A 20,353-nucleotide genomic window follows, 5' to 3' on the forward strand; every position below is an offset into this window, starting at 1 on the left:
ACCTGAAACCCTAATTATTCTTCACTCCGCCATTGAAATATCCGGACCTAGTTTATTTTTGTAATAGTCATATGTAGCAAACTGCGAACGTAGCTTAGGCTTATCATTTACACGATAAGCGTTATCCTGTTCTTCATTGAACACCCTAGCTTTTACATTATCGTTCCAAGAAATTTCATACGTATCTATTAACTCTTGTTTTACATCTTCGTCATAAATAGGACAACCTACCTCTACCCTGTTCTCTAAGTTACGGGTCATAAAATCCGCAGAAGAAATAAACACTCTGGTATCACCATCGTTACAGAAAATAAAGATTCTTGGGTGTTCCAAAAACTTATCTACAATACTAATGGCCTCAATATTCTCGCTCATACCTTTTATACCGGGTATTAAGCAGCAGATACCTCGCACGATCAGTTGTATTTTAACACCGGCATTACTGGCTTCGTACAATTTATCTATCATTTTATACGAAGTAAAGCTGTTCATCTTAATTTTGATGTACGCCTCTTTACCCGCTTTAGCGTTCGCAATTTCCTTATCTATCAGTTTTATAAAGAAAGATTTGGTATAATGTGGAGACACTATTAGATGCTTGTATTTATTAATTTTATAGGTTGTCTCAAAGAAATCGAAAACCTTGTTCAATTCTTTTAGAATACGCTCATTTGCCGTAAACAGCGTATAATCCGTATAAATTCTTGCAGTAGACTCGTTAAAGTTACCTGTGCTTATAAATCCGTAGCGCTTCAACACCCCGTTTTCCTCTCTTTCTATCATACATATCTTACTATGTACTTTAAGCCCTGGTACACCAAAAATGAGTTTTACACCTTCCGCCTGAAGTTCCTCGGCATATCTAATATTGGCTTGTTCATCAAAACGTGCGCGAAGTTCTATTTGCAAGGTCACCTGTTTTCCATTCTTAACCGCATTGGACAAACAAGCGGCCACCTGAGAATCGTTGGCAAGACGATATACCGTAATCTTGATCGCTTTTACCTTTGGATCTAGAGCGGCTTCCCTTAAAAATTTAAGCACATATGAAAATGTATGGTAAGGCGTGTACTGCAAATAATCCTTATCAGCTATTTTCTCAAGCAGACTACCTTCAAGATTTAAACCTTTTACCGGTAAGGGAGCTATTTTATTGTACATTAAATCTTCTCTTCCCAAACTAGGGAAACCCATATAATCCCGCTTGTTATGATATCTACCTCCCGGTATAACACTATCCGCATCCTCGATCCCCATTTTATCCTTAAGAAAATCCAACGTATCCAACTCTATGTTCTTGTCATATACAAAACGTACCGGATCACTAATTTTCCTATGTTCTACACTGGAGTAAATTTTCTCAATAAAACTTTTACTTAAATCATTATCTATATCAAGTTCCGCATCTCGCGTAATCTTAATCATATGAGAGGAGATGGACTTATAATCGAACATAGGGAAAACTCTATCCATACAATACCGGATAATATCATCCAGAATGATTACATAGTTCTTATCACCCTCTTTAGGCAGGACCACAAAACGGTCAATACCCTTAGGAATTTCAATAAGTGCATATCGTTTTTCCTTTTTCTCAAAGGTACGTTTGGTGCGATCATCACTTTTTAAAACCATCTTTACGGCTAAATATGCCGCTGTATCCTTCAACATTGGAAACTCTGCCAAATCATTTAAAATGATGGTCATAAGCTGCGGACTCACCTTTTGAATGAAGTATTTCTTAACGAACTCCCCTTGTTTCTCGGTCAATTCGTTTTCTTTAAGAAGATAGATATCCTGATTTTCTAACTCCTTCTGTATTTCGTCTAAAATCTCAACACTTTTGCGTTGCTGCTCAATTACAAATTTGGTAATCTCTTCCAATAAATCCTTGGCCTTCTCGCCACCTAAAACACTTTTACCCGATTTTCCCGCTTCAAAAATTCGTTTTACGGTAGCATAGCGTACTTTAAAAAACTCATCTAAATTGTTGGAAAAAATTCCTAAAAACCGAAGACGTTCTATTAACGGTACATTCTCATCCTCGCACTCTTGAAGCACTCTTTCGTTAAAACGCAACCAGCTTATTTCTCTGTTTATATATTTGTAATTTGTCTTTATCATTTATCTAAGGTCTTTCGGGAAAATGGTTTGTTTTGTTGTTCCTTTTGTTACTGAATTCCAGCTATTGACCGGAAAACTGAGCTGTACCAGGCCACTGGTCGTAACGTTGTCAATATAGGTATTTCCCAAAGAATTGGCAACATGGGTAAAAGCGTGATTATGACCAAAAATCATCACAGAATCTAACGAATCATCAAGGTTTGATATAAAGTCAAAAACCGATTCCCCTGAAAAATCATACAGTTCGTTCGTAATCTGTACCAAGGACAAAGAAATATTGAGCTGTCTAGTAAAAATCATAGCGGTGTGCAATGCCCTATTTGCGGGACTTGAAAAAACGGCGTCTATATTTTCTCCTTGAGAATTAAACTTGGAGGACACTAAAAGTGCATCGTTCACACCTCTTTCCTGAAGCGGCCGATCTTTATCGCTCACCGAATAATCCCAAGAAGATTTCCCGTGCCTGACCATTATCAATGTTTTCATTTAACCGAAATTTAAAGTTTTAAAAATGTTTAGCCCCTTCCAAATTTTGCTCTAACCTTGGGTTTAAGGTGCCAATCTTTCCATTTTCCAATCCAAACCATCAATTAAGCTGTACCTAATACGATCATGTAAGCGGTTAGGTCTTCCTTGCCAAAATTCTAATGATTGCGGTTTTACAATATACCCGCCCCAATAGTCCGGTCTTGTTATTTCCTTGTCCTGGTATTCTTGCTCTAATTGCTTTAACTTATTTTCCAAATCTTCCCTAGATGCAATAACAGAGCTTTGCTCAGAAACAATGGCTCCGAGCTTGCTCCCATCCGGGCGGGACTCAAAATAACCGTCAGACATATTTTCGGCAATCTTTTCGGCCTTGCCTTTTATAATAATCTGTCTTTCCATATTAGGCCAAAAAAAGGAAATACACACATTTGGGTTAGCGGCTATGGCCTTGCCCTTTTCACTATGATAATTGGTATAGAATATAAATCCCTCATGGGTAAACTTTTTTAAAAGCACCACCCTACTTTTAGGGTAACCGTCCAAACCAATAGTTGAAACGGTCATAGCATTTGGCTCATCCACTCCGTCCGATGCTTCTGTTTCATAGAACCATTTTTGAAACAACTCCATAGGATTATCCGAAATGGAATCTTCCAAAAGGGCACTCTTTTCATATGATTTGCGATAATCGCCTAAATCTTTCTGCATAATTTTCTTGCTAAAATCCTTTTAACCAAAGTTCAGCAAAAGATTGGTAACGAAAAAGTAGGAAGGAAACTAAAACTCAAAAAACTTGCCGTCATCGGCAAGTTCTACATTGGAGAAAACTTCCAATGCTTCGCCTTTAAAAAGCTCTATGGATTTATATCGGGTAGAATAGTGACCTAAAACCAGTAAACCCACGTTTGCCGCTTTGGCAATTGCCGCTGCTTCCTTGGCCGTAGAGTGCTTGGTTTTTACCGCTAAATGGGCCTCTGTCTCCAAAAAAGTGGACTCATGATACAATGCCGTAGCGTTTTTGATTTGACCAACAATATCTGGCTTATAACCGGTATCACTACAATAAGCATAACTCTTAGGGGTTGGCGGATCAAAACTCAACTTGGCATTAGGAACCACAGTTCCATTATCTAACGTAACATCCTTGCCGTTTTTTATATTTTGAAAATAGGCCCTATCCACCTTATACTTTGCAACCGCTTGTACATTAAGTTTACGCTCCCCCGGTTTCTCTTTGAATAGGAAACCGTTTGTGTATACCCGATGATTTAACCGAATAGTTTCTACAGAAATTTTATCGTCTTCAAAAACAATTTCCGATTCCCTATTTGAAAGCTCATGAAAATACAGTTGATAATTGGTCCATGAATCACCAAGCTTTAGGAGTAAGGTAATAGCTTCTTTAATTCCATTGGGGCCGTAAATATGTAATTCTTTTTCCCTACCTAACAGCCGAAAAGTAGAAACCAAACCTGGGAGACCAAAAAAATGATCGCCATGTAAATGGGAAATAAAAATATGGTTAATGCGCGAAAACTTTATTTTATGCTTTCGTAACTGTACTTGGGTACCTTCGCCGCAGTCTATCAAAAACATATGGTTCTTGACTTCCAAAACCTGAGAAGTAGGATTGGTTAACGTACGAGGTGTTGCAGCGTAGCAACCAAGAATATGCAGTTTCATTTTTCTAGTTCTTAGGCGAATAGCTTAAGGCTTCCTCAACCGTAAATTGCCCTTTAAAACTGAACGCATAAGGAGATTCACCATGCTCATTAAGGTACCTAAGACGTTCTTTAGCCTCATCCGGAGTGGGTTCATGACCTTCCTTTGTGTACCACAGACACATGTGCATATCTGACATTTGGTGAAACCATTCCTTTTTTCTTCTCATGACACCCGCATGTTGCGAGGCATAGGTAAAATTGAACAAAGCTTCTTTGGATTCCCAAACGGACATATTGATAATAAGAAAATCATCTTCAAAAACGCGCAGGGCGGTAGCATTGTCGTCTTCACCTTTAAGTCTCCAGACAAAACCCGTACTCTTGTCTGCAATGGCATTTATACGATCTAGGTCATTTACAAAATCGGCCATTACAGGGCTATCTATTGGAGCCCGCATCTTAGCTATGTTTACTTGAGACAGGTGATAGTTACTCATAGGTCTAAATCTCGTTCAATTTCTTCCATTTCTATGATATCATGGGCTTCTTGAATGGTTGGCACTACCATTATGGTATCCGGTACCTCATCATAAGAAACCTTATCTGTTACCAAAACAAAAGATTTCTTGGCTTTTTTATGCAAATCCGAAATTTGCAAAAACTCAAGAACATCATCTGCCTTTAACTTTGAAAAGGAAAAAAGGTTTACGACAATATTGTCATTTTTTATCTTTGGATAAGCGTCATTTAGGTTTTTTAAGAAAATAGAAAGCGTGGTATTTTCTTGAAAAACGATAGTTGTAGAACCGTCCGAATCGAAAATCATACTTTTATTATTTTATTTTTGAAGCTAATAAATAAATCACTGCCATACGAATGGCAACTCCATTTTCTACTTGATTTAATATAATGGACTGTTTTGAGTCCGCCACATCACTGGTAATTTCCACACCTCTGTTTATTGGACCTGGGTGCATAATTACAATCTCTTTATCTAAACTGTCCAGCAATTTTTTATTGACACCAAATTGCTGCGTATACTCCCTAGTGGTAGGGAAATAACTAATATCCAGTCTTTCGTTCTGGATTCGTAACATATTTGCCACATCGCACCAGTTTAAAGCCTTTCTTAAGTCCGTTTCTACTTCTACCCCTAATGATTCCACATATTTTGGCAGTAAGGTCTTAGGCCCACATACTTTTACGTTCGCACCTTGAAGCTTTAAAGCAAATATGTTGGACAACGCTACGCGGGAATGCAAAATATCCCCAACAATCACAACATTCTTACCTGCAACATCTCCCAATTTTTCACGAATGGAATAAGAATCTAAAAGCGCTTGGGTAGGATGTTCATGAGCACCATCTCCAGCATTGACTATAGATGCTTTAACATGTTTGGACAAAAATATTCCGGCCCCAGGATTGGGATGGCGCATAACCACCATATCTACTTTCATAGACAGGATGTTGTTAACCGTATCTATTAGGGTCTCCCCTTTTTTAACCGATGATTGGCCCGCCGAAAAGTTAATGACATCCGCAGACAACCTTTTTTCTGCAAGCTCAAAAGATAGCTTAGTTCGGGTACTGTTCTCAAAAAAGATATTCGCAATAGTAATATCCCTTAAGGAAGGTACCTTCTTTATAGAACGATTAATAACTTCCTTAAAATGATCGGCGGTTTCGAAAATGAGCTGAATGTCATTCTCATTTAAATATTTGATTCCCAGTAAGTGTTTTACACTCAGTTCCGCCATTGTTATTTATTTATCAAATATATCACGTCTTCACCATCGTTCTCTTTCCAAAGAACCTTAACTTTTTCATCGTTTATAGCATCTACCTGTCTGCCCCTGTAGTTTGGCTGTATAGGCAAATGTCTACTAAAACGCCTGTCTATAAGGGTTAGCAACTCTATTTCCGAAGGTCTCCCAAAAGATTGGATAGCCGTTAACGCAGATCTAATACTACGCCCGGTATACAGTACATCATCTATAAGTACCACTTTTTTATCCTCCACCAAAAAATCTATTTTGGTCTTGGTTGCTTCCAAGGTTTTATCACCCCTTCTAAAGTCGTCCCTATAAAAAGTGATATCCAAAAAGCCTAGCTTAATTTCCTTTACGCCGTATTCTTCCTGCAAAATTTTGGTTAACCTATCTGCCACAAAAATACCCCTAGGCTGAATGCCTATAAGTACGGTATCTTTAAAATCTAGATGGTTTTCGAGAAGTTGACATGCCAAACGATGGAGTATGATGTTTATTTCCTTTTCAGAAAGAAGTACTTTTTGCCCCATACTGCTCTATTGCTTTAGCTCAACAAAAATAGGGAATTCTAGTTAGAAAAAAAGTGATTTTTAAATGTATACCGTTTTCTTCCAAAGTAATAAAATCTAGAAGCTTCTTAAGTCCTTTAAAAATAGTTTTATAGACCAAAAAAAATCCCCATAACCAAAAGGCTATGGGGATTTCTATATAGATTAGTGTAAGATTTAGCTCTTACCTTCCATCTTATCTTTCAACGCTTGCAATGCTTCGTTAGCATCACCTAAAGTAGGCTTAGCTTCCTCTGCAGATGCAGCAGCTTTCTTCTGTGCCGCCTTAACGTTACGCTGCTCTTCTTCTCTGAAAATAGCAGTGTGACTTGCAACAACACGTTTGAAATCTTTGTTGAACTCAATGATCTTAAATTCGGCTTCGTCTCCTTTACCTAATTTCTTACCATCTTCCTTCTCTAAATGACGTTGCGGAATGAAAGCAGTGATATCTTCATTAAAGTCTATTGTAGCACCTTTATCAACGATATCGGTAATAGTTGCTTTATGAACAGTATCAACAGCAAATTCAGCTTCGTACTTATCCCAAGGGTTCTCCGTAGTCTGTTTGTGACCTAAGCTAAGCTTACGACCTTCAACATCCAACTCTAACACTTCAACCTCCATTTTGTCTCCAACAGAAACAAACTCAGATGGGTGCTTGATTTTCTTAGTCCAAGATAGATCAGAGATATAAATCAAACCGTCAATACCTTCTTCCATCTCTACAAAAACACCAAAGTTGGTAAAGTTTCTAACGATACCAGAATGTCTTGAACCAACAGGGTATTTAGTAGTAATATCAGTCCATGGGTCTGGAGTCAATTGCTTGATACCAAGAGACATTTTACGATCTTCACGATCCAATGTCAATACCACAGCTTCTACCTCATCACCAACTTTCACGAAATCCTGAGCTGAACGCAAGTGCGTAGACCAAGACATTTCAGAAACGTGGATCAAACCTTCAACACCTTCAACAACCTCAATAAATGCACCGTAATCTGCGATTACAACTACTTTACCTTTTACTTTGTCTCCAATTTTGATTTCATCGCTCAAAGCATCCCAAGGATGTTTCTCCAATTGCTTCATACCCAACTGGATTCTAGATTTGTTCTCATCAAAATCAAGGATAACCACATTGATTTTCTGATCCAATTCCACAACCTCGTTCGGGTGGTTGATACGGCTCCAAGACAGATCGGTAATATGTACCAAACCATCAACACCACCAAGATCAACGAACACACCGTAAGAAGTAATGTTTTTCACAACACCTTCCAACACCTGTCCTTTTTCTAACTGGCTGATGATTTCTTTCTTCTGCTCTTCGATATCTGCTTCGATCAACGCTTTATGAGACACTACAACGTTCTTGAATTCATGGTTAATTTTAACCACTTTGAATTCCATTGTCTTACCAACGTACTGATCGTAATCACGAATAGGCTTCACATCAATTTGAGAACCTGGCAAGAACGCCTCGATGCCAAACACATCTACGATCATACCACCTTTTGTTCTACATTTAACGAAACCACTAACAATTTCTTCTTTATCGTGGGCCGCATTTACACGATCCCAAGCCATAATGGTTCTAGCCTTTCTGTGAGAAAGTACCAATTGGCCACTTTTATCTTCACGGATGTCTATAAGAACTTCAACCTTATCACCTACTTTTAAGTTAGGGTTGTAACGGAATTCGTTCAAAGAAATAACACCTTCAGATTTGGCATTGATGTCTATGATCGCCTCACGGTCGGTCAAATAAACTACCTTACCTTCAACTACCTCTTCATCGGCAGTATCTACGAAGTTTTCAGCTACCAACTTTTCAAATTCCTCTAATTTAGAGTCATCTACTCTTTCAATACCTTCTTCGTACTTCTCCCAATCAAAGTTTTCCAAAAATTCTTTTGGATCTTGCTTAGGAGCTTGTTCTTTTACTTCTTGTTTTGCCTCGGTAGAAGTTTCCTCTACCTGAGCTGTTGCTTTTTCTTCAGCCATTTGCTGATCTTAAATTTGTATTCTACGATGGCACAAGAGTTAAACAATGATCGCAGAAGTTGTTATATGTCAATTTTTTATCTTTCCTTTTCGCTCTTGATGAATTTGTAAAAAAGGAGTGCAAAAATACATCTTTTTTATTAGTTTACCAACCTTATTACCACAGCATTGTTATTGCAACCTTTTTTTACTCCATTTTATACGTAAAACAGTGGTTTTATCGTTATCTTGGGGTCAAGAATATTAACCATTAAAAAGTATTACGTATGAGCGTTAAAGCAAAATATCAAGAAGTTTTAAATCTTGGTGAAGAATTAGGTATAAAAAATGGAGATGTTTCCGAAGAAAACGGTGTGCTAAAAATTAAAGGTGAAGCCAACACCCAATATGAAAAGAATTTGCTTTGGGACAAGATAAAGCAATTGGGCGGCGAAAACCCTTCTGATCTTAAGGCCAATATTACGGTAGGTGATTCTTCTGTGTATCACAGACATACGGTAAAGAGCGGTGAGTCTTTGAGCAAAATTGCAAAACAATATTACGGGGACCCAATGAAATACAAGCAGATTTTTGCTGCCAACACAGGTGTATTGACTAACCCGGATGTTATTCACCCTGATCAAGTTCTTGTTATCCCTAATATCTAAGAGGAACCGAAAACAAATAAAAAACGTGCCAGATTAATTTCTGGCACGTTTTTTTATACTTTCTCAATACAGCGATCGGCTATACTGAGTAGCCGTTCAAATTGTTCCTTGAGTCCCATATCACTATTATCGAACTCTATGGCATTATCCGCTTTACGCAATGGAGAAAATTCGCGGTGGGAATCTATAAAATCTCGCTTCTGCACATTTTCCAGCACATCTTCATAAGAGACTTCCTCCCCCCTATCCAACAACTCTTTATATCTGCGCGTAGCCCTTGCTTGTGGAGATGCAGTCATAAAAATCTTAAGCTCGGCATCGGGAAAAACCACGGTACCGATATCCCTGCCGTCCATAACAATTCCCTTTTCCTTGCCCATAGCCTTTTGCATTTCTACCAACATGTAACGTACTTGCTCAAGTTCAGCAATTCTACTCACATGTTTAGAAACCTGCATAGTGCGTATTTCTTTCTCCACGTTCTCATTGTTGAGATACATTTCGGCAAAACCAAGATCAGGATTGGGAACGAACTTTAACCTGATTTTTGGTAACAATTTCACCAAATCTTCAAGTCGTTCTTCCTTTCCACCAATAAATCCGTTACGCATAGCAAACAACGTTATGGCACGATACATTGCGCCCGTATCTACATATACATAACCTAATTCTTTGGCCAATTGCTTGGCCAAAGTACTTTTCCCGGTAGAAGAAAATCCGTCTATGGCAATTGTAATCTTAGACATTAGAGTTTTTTAGCGTTCTTAACTTTTTGGGCCGTAATAGCAATATCTACCACTTCGTGCATATCTGTAACGTAGTGGAATTTTAAGCCCTTAAGATACTCTTTTTTTATCTCTAAAATATCTCTTTCATTGTCTTTACAAAGAATTAACTCTTTGATTCTTGCTCTTTTAGCCGCTAAGATTTTTTCCTTTATACCACCAACAGGCAACACTTTTCCTCTTAGCGTTATTTCTCCTGTCATGGCCAAACTTTTCTTTACTTTTTTTTGCGTAAACAAAGAAACCAATGAGGTTAACATGGTTATACCAGCACTAGGACCATCTTTAGGAGTAGCGCCTTCCGGAACGTGAATGTGAACATTATACTTATCAAACACTTCTGAATTTATCCCAAATCTATCCGCATTGGATTTAATGTACTCCATAGCAATAGTGGCGGACTCTTTCATTACCTTTCCTAGATTTCCGGTAATATTTAAAGCTCCTTTACCCTTGGACAAGATTGATTCTATAAAAAGAATATCTCCACCAACACTTGTCCATGCAAGACCGGTTACAACCCCTGCTACATCATTATTTTCATACTTATCGCGCTCCAGACGTGCAGGACCCAAAACCTTTTCAATAATTTCATTGGTCACCTTTACATCGTACTCTTCTTCAATTGCAATATTTTTGGCCGCATAACGTACCATTTTAGCAATCTGTTTTTCCAAAGAACGAACTCCGGACTCACGCGTATATCCTTCTACTATTTTTTCTAATTGTGGTTTTCCAACGGAAAGGTCTTTTGGTTTAAGACCATGCTCCGTTAGTTGCTTTGGAAGCAAATGCCGTTTTGCAATTTCAACCTTCTCCTCAATGGTATACCCCGTTACGTTTATGATTTCCATACGGTCACGTAGCGCCGGCTGAATGGTTGACAAGTTATTTGCCGTTGCTATGAACATCACTTTAGAAAGGTCATAACCCATCTCTAAGAAATTATCATAAAACTCACCATTTTGCTCAGGATCCAGAACCTCCAACATTGCGGACGATGGATCACCTTGATGACTACTGGATAGCTTATCTATTTCATCTAAAATAAAAACGGGATTGGACGTTCCTGCCTTTTTCAAGCTTTGAACAATCCTACCTGGCATTGCCCCAATGTAGGTTTTACGATGCCCACGTATTTCGGCCTCATCTCTTAAACCTCCCAAAGATATTCTTACATATTCCCTTCCTAGGGCTTCCGCTACGGATTTACCCAACGAGGTTTTACCAACGCCCGGAGGTCCGTATAGACATAAAATAGGAGACTTCATATCGTTTCTAAGCTTTAGAACCGCTAAATATTCAATGATTCTTCGCTTTACGTCCTCTAGTCCGTAATGATCCCTATCCAATATTCTCTGAGCCCTTTTCAAATCGAACTTATCCTTTGAAAACTCGTTCCATGGTAAATCTAGAAATAGGTCCAAATAGTTTCTTTGGATGGAATACTCGGCCACTTGTGGATTCATACGCTGCATTTTTGACAATTCCTTATCAAAATGCTCCTTTACCTTTGCGTCCCACTTTTTCTTTTTGGCTTTCTTGCGCATTTCAACAATTTCATCGTCATGCGAAACTCCGCCCAACTCCTCTTGAATGGTCTTCATTTGTTGGTGCAAGAAATACTCACGCTGCTGTTGGTCCATGTCATTGCGTACTTTGGACTGTATATCATTCTTCAACTCCAATTTCTGAAGCTCAAGGTTCATATGTTTTAATGTGGCAAGTGCACGCTCCTGAAGATTGTTAATTTCTAACAATTCCTGTTTCTCCTTTACGCCAAGGTTAAGATTGGACGAAACAAAGTTGATTAAAAATGAATTGCTCTGAATGTTCTTAATTGCAAAAGAGGCTTCACTTGGTATGTTCGGGTTGTCTCTAATAATCTTTAGAGCCAAGTCCTTAATAGACTCTATAATGGCCAAAAATTCCGGCTCGGTCTGGTTAGGTCTTTGCTCGTTGGTATCCCTCACGGTAGCAGTCATATAAGGCTCTTCGGTAAGTATTTCAGCTACTTCAAAACGCTTTTTACCTTGTAGGATTACCGTAGTATTTCCATCGGGCATCTTCAACACCCTTAATATACGGGCTACCGTTCCCAGAACGTTTATATCTTTTACCGTAGGGTTTTCAGTATCCTTGTCTTTTTGAGATACCACACCTATTACCTTGGACCCATTGTTGGCGTCCTTGATCAAATTAATAGACGAATCCCTGCCGGCTGTAATAGGAATTACCACACCAGGAAACAAAACGGTATTGCGTAAAGGCAATATTGGTAGTGTTTCTGGCAAGGCTTCATTACTCATCTCTTCCTCGTCTTCTGCGGTCAAAAGGGGTATCAGCTCAGCATCTTCATCAATGGACTGTAGCGACATATTGTCAAAATTCGTGAATTTAGGATCTCCCATAGTATCAATTGCGGTCATTCTGTCATTTTAATGACAGAAACCCTTAGTTATCTGTTATCTTCATATTCCTCTAAGACACCGTAAACATTGCTAGAATGTAGAATAGTGCCTTTTCTATCGGTGCAATATTGACAATTCTTATGCCATACCCAAAGAAATGCCGTTCATTTATTTTTCCCTCCAAACTGTAACAATCCATATCTTAGGTCATCTTTAAGAAAACCTTTCACTTTTTGAGCCAAGAAAGAGAACATATTGACACTTTATTACAAATGTGTCTGGACGGAAAGCAAAGTGCCCAGCTCGAAGTTTACAATCGTTATTACAAAGCCATGTACAACACGGCCGTACGTATTGTAAAAAAGAGCGATGAAGCCGAAGATGTCATGCAAGAATCGTTTCTGAACGCGTTTACGAAACTGCATACGTTTAAAGGCGAGGTAACTTTTGGCTCTTGGTTAAAACGCATTGTAATAAACAATAGTATCTATCACTACCGAAAGCAACAGAAAAAAAACGAAGTTGCCATACAAGATGTATTGTACAAGGTTGAAGATAATGATATAGGTGTCGCAGACCCTCATGCGTTTACTGAAACGAAGGCTCAAAAAGTGATGGAGACCATGAAGTGTTTAAAGGACAACTACAGAATTTCTTTGACCTTACATCTTATTGAAGGTTACGATTATGAAGAAATCGGTGAAATTATGAATATGAGTTATGCCAATTGTAGAACTACTATTTCTAGGGCCAAGGAGAGCCTAAGAAATAAATTGATGGAAGTTTAAGATGAAAGAAGACAATATAGATAATCTATTCAAAAACCTAGAAGGTTCTTTTGACCATGAGGTACCCGCCCATGGGCACGAGCAACGGTTTTTAGAAAAATTGAACACCCAACAAGGCATTAAGACCTTAACCGGAAAGAACAAATCGTGGTGGAAACCTTTGTCCATTGCAGCCTCTATTGCAATTCTATGCACAATTGTCTTTAATGTGTATAAATCAAAGCCGTCTTTGGAACAGCAGGTTGCCCAGATATCACCGGAAGTACCACGTACTGAATTTTATTTTGCGAGCCTTATTGAACAACAGGTCAACACACTTAAAAGCGAAAGCACGCCCGAAACCAAAAAAATAATTGATGACACCATGATACAACTTAAGAAACTGGAAACCAATTACACCCAATTGGAGCAAGACTTGGTTAATGGAGGCAACAGCAAACTCATTTTAAGTGCAATGATTACAAACTTTCAAACGCGTATTGACCTATTACAGGACGTTCTCAATACAATTGAAACCATAAAAAATTTAAAAAATTACGATAATGCAAAAACTACAATATAAATCCATTGCCCTGTTTTTTCTGATGGTTCCCATGTTACTCATGGCAAACACCAGAGAACCAAAAGGCAAACACAGCAAAGAAAAAACCATAAAAAAGGAGTTTTACGTCAATGCCGATGCTCTTTTAAAAGTTAACAACAGCTATGGCAATGTGAACATTATTTCTTGGAACGAAAACCGCATTCTTATTGAAGTTCATATTAAGACCAACAGCAATAACGAAGAAAAAGCTCAGGAAAAATTAGATGGGATTTCTGTAGATTTTGAAGCCTCAAAAAGCATAGTTTCCGCTAGAACCAACATTGATAACAATAATAGTAGATGGGGGTGGAACTGGGGAAAAAGCAATAATGTAAACATGCAAATCAACTATACCATAAAGTTGCCGGTAAAGAACAATGTTGATCTGAACAATGATTATGGCAGTATTAGTATTGACCGAGTAGACGGGCATGCAAAAATAAACTGCGATTATGGCAGATTGGATATTGGAGAACTGCGCGGCAGGAACAATCAATTGAATTTTGATTACACTACAAAATCTACCATTTCCTTTATTAACAGCGGTAAAATTTCAGCTGATTATTCCGGTTTTCACATTGAAAAAGCAGGTGATTTGATTATTAGTGCAGACTACACCAACGGTTCCGTAGCCCAAATGAAAAACTTGCAATATAATAGTGATTATGGTAAAATTGAAATTGCCGAAGTCAACAACATACAAGGAACAGGAGATTATATTAATGTTCAATTGGGTACGGTTCACGGCAATGTAGATATCGTAGCGGATTACGGTTCCCTAAAAATAGCGAACATGGCCCAAGATGCTGGAAATATGCAACTAAGGACAGACTATACCGGGGTTAAAATAGGCTATGATCCTAATTACCATTTCAACTTTGAGATTAAAACATCTTATTCAGGTGTTAGTGGCAAGGATGATTTTGAAATTAATATAAGCGAAGAAAAAAATACAAGTAGGTTTTACAAAGGCTATTACGGTTCTAACAATAGTGGTAATTCCGTTTCTATTTCTAGCGACTACGGGGGCGTAACATTCTATAAAAATTAAATCATCATCATAATCAATTAAAACAAACAGTCATGAAAAATTGGATCGTATTAAGTTTAGCATTAGCAGCCGTTTCTTGTTCCGCACAATGGGGGAAAGGCATAAAAGGCAATGGAAATGTAGTGAGTATAGAGCGTAGCGTTGGCGATTACGATGCCATTGCGGTTTCCGGTTCTTTTGACGTAGACCTTGTAGAAGGCAATGAAGGAGAACTGGTGATTAGCGGAGAACAGAATTTATTGGATTACATCGTTACCGAAGTACAGGGTGAAAAATTGGTCATAAGAGTCAAAAAAGGCATAAGCATAAGGCCTTCTTTACACAAAGGCAGCATCAAAGTAAAAGTACCTGTAGAACGTATTGATGCGCTAAGTCTATCCGGTTCCGGGGATATTGTTGGACACACTACTTTAAAGACCTCTAGATTCAAAACATCTATGTCCGGTTCGGGTGATATTACTTTAGATGTTACAACGGATGCCCTTGTGGCCTCTATGTCCGGCTCCGGAGATATGAACCTAAGTGGTAATACCCATGATTTTGAAGCTACTATTTCGGGTTCTGGAGACATTAGGGCTTACGATTTAAATGCCGATAATGTAGAAGCCACAATCTCCGGTTCTGCGGATATAAAAGTTACGGTAAACGAAAAATTAAAAGCAAGGGTTTCCGGTTCCGGTGATATTAGCTATCGCGGGAACCCCAAAAAAATAGATACAAAAACATCGGGTTCGGGCGATGTTTCTAAAGGATAATACATCAAAAAGCGATCACTACAGTCATCTAACTAAGCCTCTTTTATAGAGGCTTTTTTATTTACCCGCGTCAAAAGAAACATCCCTATTAAGAAAAATAGTCCTAAAAATATAATTGAATACCTAATGCTTCCCGTAATCTGGGCAATGTAGCCATAGCTCAACATTCCTATCACAATTCCTATTTTTTCCGAAACATCGTAAAAACTAAAATAAGAAGTGGTGTCTACCGCATCTTCCGGTAAAAGCTTTGAATATGTTGATCTAGATAAGGATTGTATTCCCCCCATCACGAGGCCCACTGCCCCGGCGGTTATATAAAACTCCATAGGTGTGGTAATCGTATAGGCAAAAATGCAGATGAAAATCCAAATAAGGTTCAAAACAATTAAAACGTTGATGTTGCCAAAACGTGATGAACAACGCGACGTTACAAAAGCCCCTAAAACCGCAACAATCTGAATAAGCAAAATACTAACAATCAGCCCCGTAGTGGAATCCGTGGTACCCCAATCCAATTCTTCAATTCCAAAATAAGTAGCGATCAACATAATGGTCTGTACAGCCATACTGTACACGAAAAACGCACCCAAATATCGCTTTAACGGCACGTTGGTCTTTATTTTTGACCAAATAAGCTTCAATTCCTTAAAACCGTTAAACAGTATATCCTTTGTAAAAGTTTCCTTTTTATTCCCTTTGGGAAGATGATAATAGGTGTATTGACTAAAACCGATCCACCATAAGCCCGTTAGTACAAAAGAAAGCCGGGTAGGTGTTGATTCGTCTTCAAATCCGAACGAATCAAACTTTAAAATCATTGCCAAACAAATAATCAAAAGAACTACACTACCAATGTATCCCAAAGAATATCCTTTTGCGCTTATAGCATCTTGCTGTTCGGGAAAAGCGATATCCGGCAAATACGAATTGTAGAAAACCAAGCTAGACCAAAATCCTATTAAAGCAGTAAAATAGCACAACAGGCCAAACCAGAGGTAATCCATGCTAAACCAATAGAGCCCTATGCACGAGAGAGCCCCCAGATAGCAAAAGAACTTCATAAATATTTTCTTGTTGCCTACGTAATCCGCAATTCCACTTAAAAACGGACTTAAAAACGAGACCACCAAAAAGGCCGCTGCCGTTACGTAACTAATTAAAGTATCATTATTAAAATCTACTCCCAAGAAGCGTACTGTGTCATCTAGAACATTACCTTCCTTATCCTTGACCAGGGTTAAGGCTCCGTAAAAAATAGGAAATACCGCTGAAGAGATGACCAAATTATAAACTGAATTGGCCCAATCATAGAATGTCCAAGCATTTAGTAGTTTTTTACTTCCTTTTGGAAGGTTGGTTTTTGGCATAATGGTATAAAAAAACCGTTCTTTTTGAGAACGGTTTTAAATATACAATAATTGTAAGATTTACTGAAAACTAGTAACCCCAAACTTTTTGGCCTCAGTTTTTGCCGCTGGAGCCCATTCCGTAAGATTATTAATCCTAGTGTCATTGGAAGGGTGCGTACTCATAAACTCCGGCGGAGCTTGACCTCCACTATTGGCCTTCATACGTTTCCACAATTCGGCCGCTTCCGTTGGGTCGTAACCTGCAATAGCCATAATCTGAAGACCTATACGATCCGCTTCTGTCTCATGGCTTCTACTGAAAGGCAACATTACCCCTACTTGAGAACCAACACCATAGGCCTGGTTGAACATTTCCCGTTTCTGTGGATCTTGAATAGCCACATTTCCGGCTACCGCCCCTAATTGTTGTAACGTTCCGGCGCTCATACGTTGTGCGCCATGATCGGCCAATGCGTGCGCTACTTCATGCCCCATTACAACGGCTACACCTCTTTCACCCGCACAAATGGGCAAAATACCTGTATAGAAAACAATTTTCCCTCCTGGCATACACCAAGCGTTTACTGTTTTATCATCTACCAGATTGTACTCCCATTTATAATCTTTAAGATACCCGGAATACCCATTGGCGGTCAACCATCTCTCCGCTGCGGAAGATATACGTTGCCCCACTTTTGTTATCATTTTGGCATCCGCCGAATTTTCAACTACTTTGTTTTCCGTCAAAAATTGGTCATACTGAGCAAATGCAGTTGGAAAAAGCTGACTGTTCGGATAAAAATTCAACACTTTTTTCCCTGTAAACGGATTTGTTTTACAGGAAGCTACCCCTAAGAAAAGGGCGAGAACTAAAATTACTTTTTTCATAACAGTTATGTTTAGACCTGTAAAATACGAAAAAACTTAAATGGCAGTTATGCGCAATTGCGTAAAATCTTTGCTTACATGAACCGTATTATCCCCATTTGGCATAATAGTTTTTAAATCCACATCTTCGTTATCTATCTGTACTTTACCAATTTTAAAGGGAAGACCGTGCAAATTGATTTTAAACGTCTCGTAACTGGTAATAAAAGCCCCGTCTTTAAATTGTTGTATTTTAAGTTCCCCTTCTTTACCCAGAAGTTTAAAATTTCTTAGACTATATTTTCCGTTTTCGTAGGCATAACCATCTTCGGCATCTTCATAGACCGCAGAGTTTTCCTCTCCTTCGGTAAAATATACATCCAATATAAGTTCTTTAATTTCCAACTCTCCTACATATTGCTGTACCGGATATTTTGGAATAATGGCACCTGCCTTTATGAAAAGTGGAATCTTATCAATATCTGCTACAACCCATTTTTCTTTCCCTCCTTCAACAATTTCATCGTTCCAATAATTGTACCAATTCCCTTTAGGAATATACATTCTGCGCCCTTTAGCATTTGGCTCTTGAATTGGACATACCAAAATCTGTTCTCCAAAAATAAACTCATCCGTTCTAAAATGCGTTTGCGTATCTTCTTGGTCATAACAAACTATAGGTAGCAACATTGGAGTTCCTTCTTTTGAATACCTCCAAAACATTGTGTACAGGTACGGCAGCAATTCATAACGTAATTCTATGAACTTTCTAACAATATCCGTAATCTCCGTTCCAAAGGACCAAGGCTCCTGATCGCCATGATCTCCACTGGAATGCACTCTACAGAAAGGGTGAAAAATCCCTAATTGAATCCATCTGGCAAAAAGCTCCCCGTTTGGTTGTTCCGCAAAACCGCCAATATCCGAACCTACAAAAGAATAACCGCTCATACACATCCGTTGCATTTGCACATTGGCTATCCATAGATGTTCCCAAGTAGCTACATTGTCTCCCGTCCAAGTTGAAGCAAAACGTTGCGTACCGGAGTAAGCCGCTCGCGTAATAACCAAGGGTCTCTTAGGGTACACATATCTTTTAACACCTTCATAGGTTGCCCGTACCATTTGCATACCATAAATGTTATGCGCTTTTCTATGGCTACTAGGGTGGCCGTCATAATCATGACGTGTATCCAATGGTGCCGTTTTAGAAGGTACTTCCATTACCGCAGGTTCGTTCATATCGTTCCAAACGGCATGCACCCCTATCTCGGCCATAAATTCCTTATAAAGTTCTGCCCACCATTCCCGCACTTCAGGATTGGTGAAATCGGGAAAATTACATTCCCCAGGCCATACTTTACCCTTCATTCGCGGACCATCTGCCCGCTTACAGAAATAATCGTTTTCTACAGCTTCTTGATATATCCAATAATCTTTGTCCACTTTAATTCCTGGATCGATCATGACTACGGTCTTAAAACCGTCTTCATATAGTTCATCGATCATACGTTTGGGTTCGGGAAATCTCTTTTTATCCCATGTAAAACACCTAAAACCGTCCATATAATCAATATCCAAATAAATGGCATCACATGGTATTTTAAGGTCCCTGAACTGTTTGGCTATATCCTTTACATTACTTTCCGGAAAATAACTCCATTTGGACTGGTGATAGCCCAAAGCCCATAAAGGCGGTAATTCTGGCGCTCCCGTAAGATTGGTATACGCTCTTACCACTTTATGCATTTCCGGTCCGTAGAAAAAGTAATAGTTCATTTCACCACCATCTCCCCAAAAACTTGTGGTTGAACGGCGTTCGTGAGCAAAATCAAAATGGGTTCTAAAACTATTATCAAAAAAAATACCATATGCTTGGCCGCTGTGCAGGCCTATATAAAATGGAATTGCTTTATATAATGGGTCTTGATCTTTACCATATGCGTATTGATCGGTTACCCAATTATTGACCCTTTTTCCCTTAAGGTTACTATGAGTAGCTTTATCCCCCATACCGTAGAAGCTCTCCGTATTCTGGGTTATTTTACTCATCTTCACAGTATTACCACCGTGTTCGTAGTTTTCTTCCCAGTGAAAGCCTAATTCATCTTCACTGATGATATTACCGTTTAAATCGGATATTTGGGTACGTAATGTTTTTTTATCTACAAGGACCTGAAGTTTTGAGGTCTCTATAATGTATTCCGTTTTTGTTTCCAAGCAATCTAGGTGACTATACCCTCGGCTCGCGTTAGGATCAACGGCATATGAAAAATCTGGCTGAAACGCATGCTCCGTAGCATAACGGAACCGTATTGTCCTATCCTGAATTACCGTGACTTCTAAGATTACACCGTTTTCGGTAGTAAAATAGAACTTATCCTTATCCCTTACATAATCTACAATATGATTTGGGTAAAGGTTTCCTTTATATTCTAGTTCTGTATTGGTTATCATTAGTTTGATATTTAAAGACTAACAAAAAAAAGACTTTAAACCTTAAAAAC

General features: G+C 38.6%; 19 protein-coding genes. 5 read left to right on the forward strand and 14 right to left on the reverse strand.

From position 1 onward, the window contains the following. Nucleotides 1-21 precede the first annotated feature (21 nt). The 9 genes from ppk1 to rpsA all read right to left on the reverse strand — a co-directional run bounded on the left by ppk1 (nucleotide 22) and on the right by rpsA (nucleotide 8,607). The gene (gene ppk1 / locus SJY45_RS07555; RefSeq protein WP_400073876.1) at nucleotides 22-2,124 is read right to left on the reverse strand and encodes a polyphosphate kinase 1; all 2,103 of its coding nucleotides are present in this window, start codon (nucleotides 2,122-2,124) and stop codon (nucleotides 22-24) included. Beyond that, nucleotides 2,125-2,610: a histidine phosphatase family protein gene (locus SJY45_RS07560; protein WP_215912383.1), complete on the reverse strand. Its 486-nt coding sequence runs from the start codon at nucleotides 2,608-2,610 to the stop codon at nucleotides 2,125-2,127. It abuts the gene before it with no gap. Between the two features lie 63 nt (nucleotides 2,611-2,673). After that, a complete protein-coding gene (gene pdxH / locus SJY45_RS07565) occupies nucleotides 2,674-3,321 on the reverse strand; it encodes a pyridoxamine 5'-phosphate oxidase (protein ID WP_289040804.1) in 648 nt (215 codons plus the stop codon). A gap of 69 nt (nucleotides 3,322-3,390) precedes the next feature. Next, nucleotides 3,391-4,296, reverse strand: coding sequence for a ribonuclease Z (locus SJY45_RS07570; RefSeq protein WP_400073877.1), 906 nt, complete (start codon nucleotides 4,294-4,296; stop codon nucleotides 3,391-3,393). A 4-nt stretch (nucleotides 4,297-4,300) separates the two neighbouring features. Beyond that, entirely contained in the window at nucleotides 4,301-4,774 is a 474-nt protein-coding gene (locus SJY45_RS07575; RefSeq protein WP_215440881.1) for a DUF3291 domain-containing protein, read from the reverse strand. Further along, the gene (locus SJY45_RS07580; RefSeq protein ID WP_215440882.1) at nucleotides 4,771-5,103 is read right to left on the reverse strand and encodes a ribonuclease Z; all 333 of its coding nucleotides are present in this window, start codon (nucleotides 5,101-5,103) and stop codon (nucleotides 4,771-4,773) included. The genes SJY45_RS07575 and SJY45_RS07580 overlap by 4 nt, the downstream gene beginning before the upstream one ends. A gap of 7 nt (nucleotides 5,104-5,110) precedes the next feature. Next, nucleotides 5,111-6,037: an aspartate carbamoyltransferase catalytic subunit gene (locus SJY45_RS07585; RefSeq protein WP_215440883.1), complete on the reverse strand. Its 927-nt coding sequence runs from the start codon at nucleotides 6,035-6,037 to the stop codon at nucleotides 5,111-5,113. Between the two features lie 2 nt (nucleotides 6,038-6,039). Then, nucleotides 6,040-6,579 (reverse strand): bifunctional pyr operon transcriptional regulator/uracil phosphoribosyltransferase PyrR, encoded by a 540-nt coding sequence (pyrR, locus tag SJY45_RS07590; protein WP_215440884.1) that lies wholly within the window; start codon nucleotides 6,577-6,579, stop codon nucleotides 6,040-6,042. A 195-nt stretch (nucleotides 6,580-6,774) separates the two neighbouring features. Then, nucleotides 6,775-8,607 (reverse strand): 30S ribosomal protein S1, encoded by a 1,833-nt coding sequence (rpsA, locus tag SJY45_RS07595; RefSeq protein ID WP_215912387.1) that lies wholly within the window; start codon nucleotides 8,605-8,607, stop codon nucleotides 6,775-6,777. A 266-nt stretch (nucleotides 8,608-8,873) separates the two neighbouring features. Between rpsA and SJY45_RS07600 the strand changes: the two genes are divergently transcribed. Beyond that, nucleotides 8,874-9,254, forward strand: a complete 381-nt coding sequence (locus SJY45_RS07600) for a LysM peptidoglycan-binding domain-containing protein (protein ID WP_215440886.1) — start codon at nucleotides 8,874-8,876, stop codon at nucleotides 9,252-9,254. Nucleotides 9,255-9,307: 53 nt separating this feature from the next. Here SJY45_RS07600 and cmk read toward each other — a convergent pair whose 3' ends face one another. Continuing rightward, nucleotides 9,308-10,000, reverse strand: coding sequence for a (d)CMP kinase (cmk, locus tag SJY45_RS07605; RefSeq protein WP_289040809.1), 693 nt, complete (start codon nucleotides 9,998-10,000; stop codon nucleotides 9,308-9,310). Next, nucleotides 10,000-12,450, reverse strand: coding sequence for an endopeptidase La (gene lon / locus SJY45_RS07610; protein ID WP_400074311.1), 2,451 nt, complete (start codon nucleotides 12,448-12,450; stop codon nucleotides 10,000-10,002). The genes cmk and lon overlap by 1 nt, the downstream gene beginning before the upstream one ends. Before the next feature lie 233 nt (nucleotides 12,451-12,683). Here lon and SJY45_RS07615 point away from each other — a divergent pair, with 233 nt between their 5' ends. From SJY45_RS07615 to SJY45_RS07630, 4 genes are read left to right on the forward strand one after another with little or no spacing between them, the layout of a single operon-like run. Further along, complete coding sequence (locus SJY45_RS07615) at nucleotides 12,684-13,238, forward strand: RNA polymerase sigma factor (RefSeq protein ID WP_400073878.1); 555 nt, start codon at nucleotides 12,684-12,686, stop codon at nucleotides 13,236-13,238. Between the two features lies 1 nt (nucleotide 13,239). Beyond that, the gene (locus SJY45_RS07620) at nucleotides 13,240-13,800 is read left to right on the forward strand and encodes a hypothetical protein (RefSeq protein ID WP_400073879.1); all 561 of its coding nucleotides are present in this window, start codon (nucleotides 13,240-13,242) and stop codon (nucleotides 13,798-13,800) included. Beyond that, a complete protein-coding gene (locus SJY45_RS07625; protein ID WP_400073880.1) occupies nucleotides 13,781-14,872 on the forward strand; it encodes a hypothetical protein in 1,092 nt (363 codons plus the stop codon). Before SJY45_RS07620 ends, SJY45_RS07625 begins: the two co-directional genes overlap by 20 nt. Nucleotides 14,873-14,904: 32 nt before the next feature. Beyond that, nucleotides 14,905-15,627, forward strand: coding sequence for a head GIN domain-containing protein (locus SJY45_RS07630; protein ID WP_215440892.1), 723 nt, complete (start codon nucleotides 14,905-14,907; stop codon nucleotides 15,625-15,627). 32 nt (nucleotides 15,628-15,659) lie between these two features. Here the strand turns inward: SJY45_RS07630 and SJY45_RS07635 are convergent, their stop codons facing one another. From SJY45_RS07635 to SJY45_RS07645, 3 genes are read right to left on the reverse strand one after another with little or no spacing between them, the layout of a single operon-like run. After that, on the reverse strand, nucleotides 15,660-16,997 hold the full coding sequence (locus SJY45_RS07635; protein WP_400073881.1) for an MFS transporter: 1,338 nt from the start codon (nucleotides 16,995-16,997) through the stop codon (nucleotides 15,660-15,662). 60 nt (nucleotides 16,998-17,057) lie between these two features. Further along, nucleotides 17,058-17,867, reverse strand: coding sequence for a M48 family metallopeptidase (locus tag SJY45_RS07640; RefSeq protein ID WP_400073882.1), 810 nt, complete (start codon nucleotides 17,865-17,867; stop codon nucleotides 17,058-17,060). 36 nt (nucleotides 17,868-17,903) lie between these two features. Further along, entirely contained in the window at nucleotides 17,904-20,303 is a 2,400-nt protein-coding gene (locus SJY45_RS07645; RefSeq protein ID WP_215912393.1) for a glycoside hydrolase family 31 protein, read from the reverse strand. Nucleotides 20,304-20,353 lie beyond the last annotated feature (50 nt).

The organism is Zobellia russellii (genome assembly GCF_044597075.1).
In the GTDB taxonomy this organism is placed as follows: Bacteria; Bacteroidota; Bacteroidia; order Flavobacteriales; family Flavobacteriaceae; genus Zobellia; species Zobellia russellii.

Bases quoted from the DNA above. Each gene is read 5' to 3' on its own strand.
- rpsA (WP_215912387.1), bottom strand. From the start codon at position 8,607: ATGGCTGAAGAAAAAGCAACAGCTCAGGTAGAGGAAACTTCTACCGAG.
- pdxH (WP_289040804.1), bottom strand. From the start codon at position 3,321: ATGCAGAAAGATTTAGGCGATTATCGCAAATCATATGAAAAGAGTGCC.
- pyrR (WP_215440884.1), bottom strand. From the start codon at position 6,579: ATGGGGCAAAAAGTACTTCTTTCTGAAAAGGAAATAAACATCATACTC.
- SJY45_RS07640 (WP_400073882.1), bottom strand. From the start codon at position 17,867: ATGAAAAAAGTAATTTTAGTTCTCGCCCTTTTCTTAGGGGTAGCTTCC.
- SJY45_RS07580 (WP_215440882.1), bottom strand. From the start codon at position 5,103: ATGATTTTCGATTCGGACGGTTCTACAACTATCGTTTTTCAAGAAAAT.
- SJY45_RS07625 (WP_400073880.1), top strand. From the start codon at position 13,781: ATGCAAAAACTACAATATAAATCCATTGCCCTGTTTTTTCTGATGGTT.
- SJY45_RS07630 (WP_215440892.1), top strand. From the start codon at position 14,905: ATGAAAAATTGGATCGTATTAAGTTTAGCATTAGCAGCCGTTTCTTGT.
- SJY45_RS07575 (WP_215440881.1), bottom strand. From the start codon at position 4,774: ATGAGTAACTATCACCTGTCTCAAGTAAACATAGCTAAGATGCGGGCT.
- ppk1 (WP_400073876.1), bottom strand. From the start codon at position 2,124: ATGATAAAGACAAATTACAAATATATAAACAGAGAAATAAGCTGGTTG.
- SJY45_RS07620 (WP_400073879.1), top strand. From the start codon at position 13,240: ATGAAAGAAGACAATATAGATAATCTATTCAAAAACCTAGAAGGTTCT.
- cmk (WP_289040809.1), bottom strand. From the start codon at position 10,000: ATGTCTAAGATTACAATTGCCATAGACGGATTTTCTTCTACCGGGAAA.
- SJY45_RS07600 (WP_215440886.1), top strand. From the start codon at position 8,874: ATGAGCGTTAAAGCAAAATATCAAGAAGTTTTAAATCTTGGTGAAGAA.
- SJY45_RS07585 (WP_215440883.1), bottom strand. From the start codon at position 6,037: ATGGCGGAACTGAGTGTAAAACACTTACTGGGAATCAAATATTTAAAT.
- lon (WP_400074311.1), bottom strand. From the start codon at position 12,450: ATGGGAGATCCTAAATTCACGAATTTTGACAATATGTCGCTACAGTCC.
- SJY45_RS07560 (WP_215912383.1), bottom strand. From the start codon at position 2,610: ATGAAAACATTGATAATGGTCAGGCACGGGAAATCTTCTTGGGATTAT.
- SJY45_RS07645 (WP_215912393.1), bottom strand. From the start codon at position 20,303: ATGATAACCAATACAGAACTAGAATATAAAGGAAACCTTTACCCAAAT.
- SJY45_RS07635 (WP_400073881.1), bottom strand. From the start codon at position 16,997: ATGCCAAAAACCAACCTTCCAAAAGGAAGTAAAAAACTACTAAATGCT.
- SJY45_RS07570 (WP_400073877.1), bottom strand. From the start codon at position 4,296: ATGAAACTGCATATTCTTGGTTGCTACGCTGCAACACCTCGTACGTTA.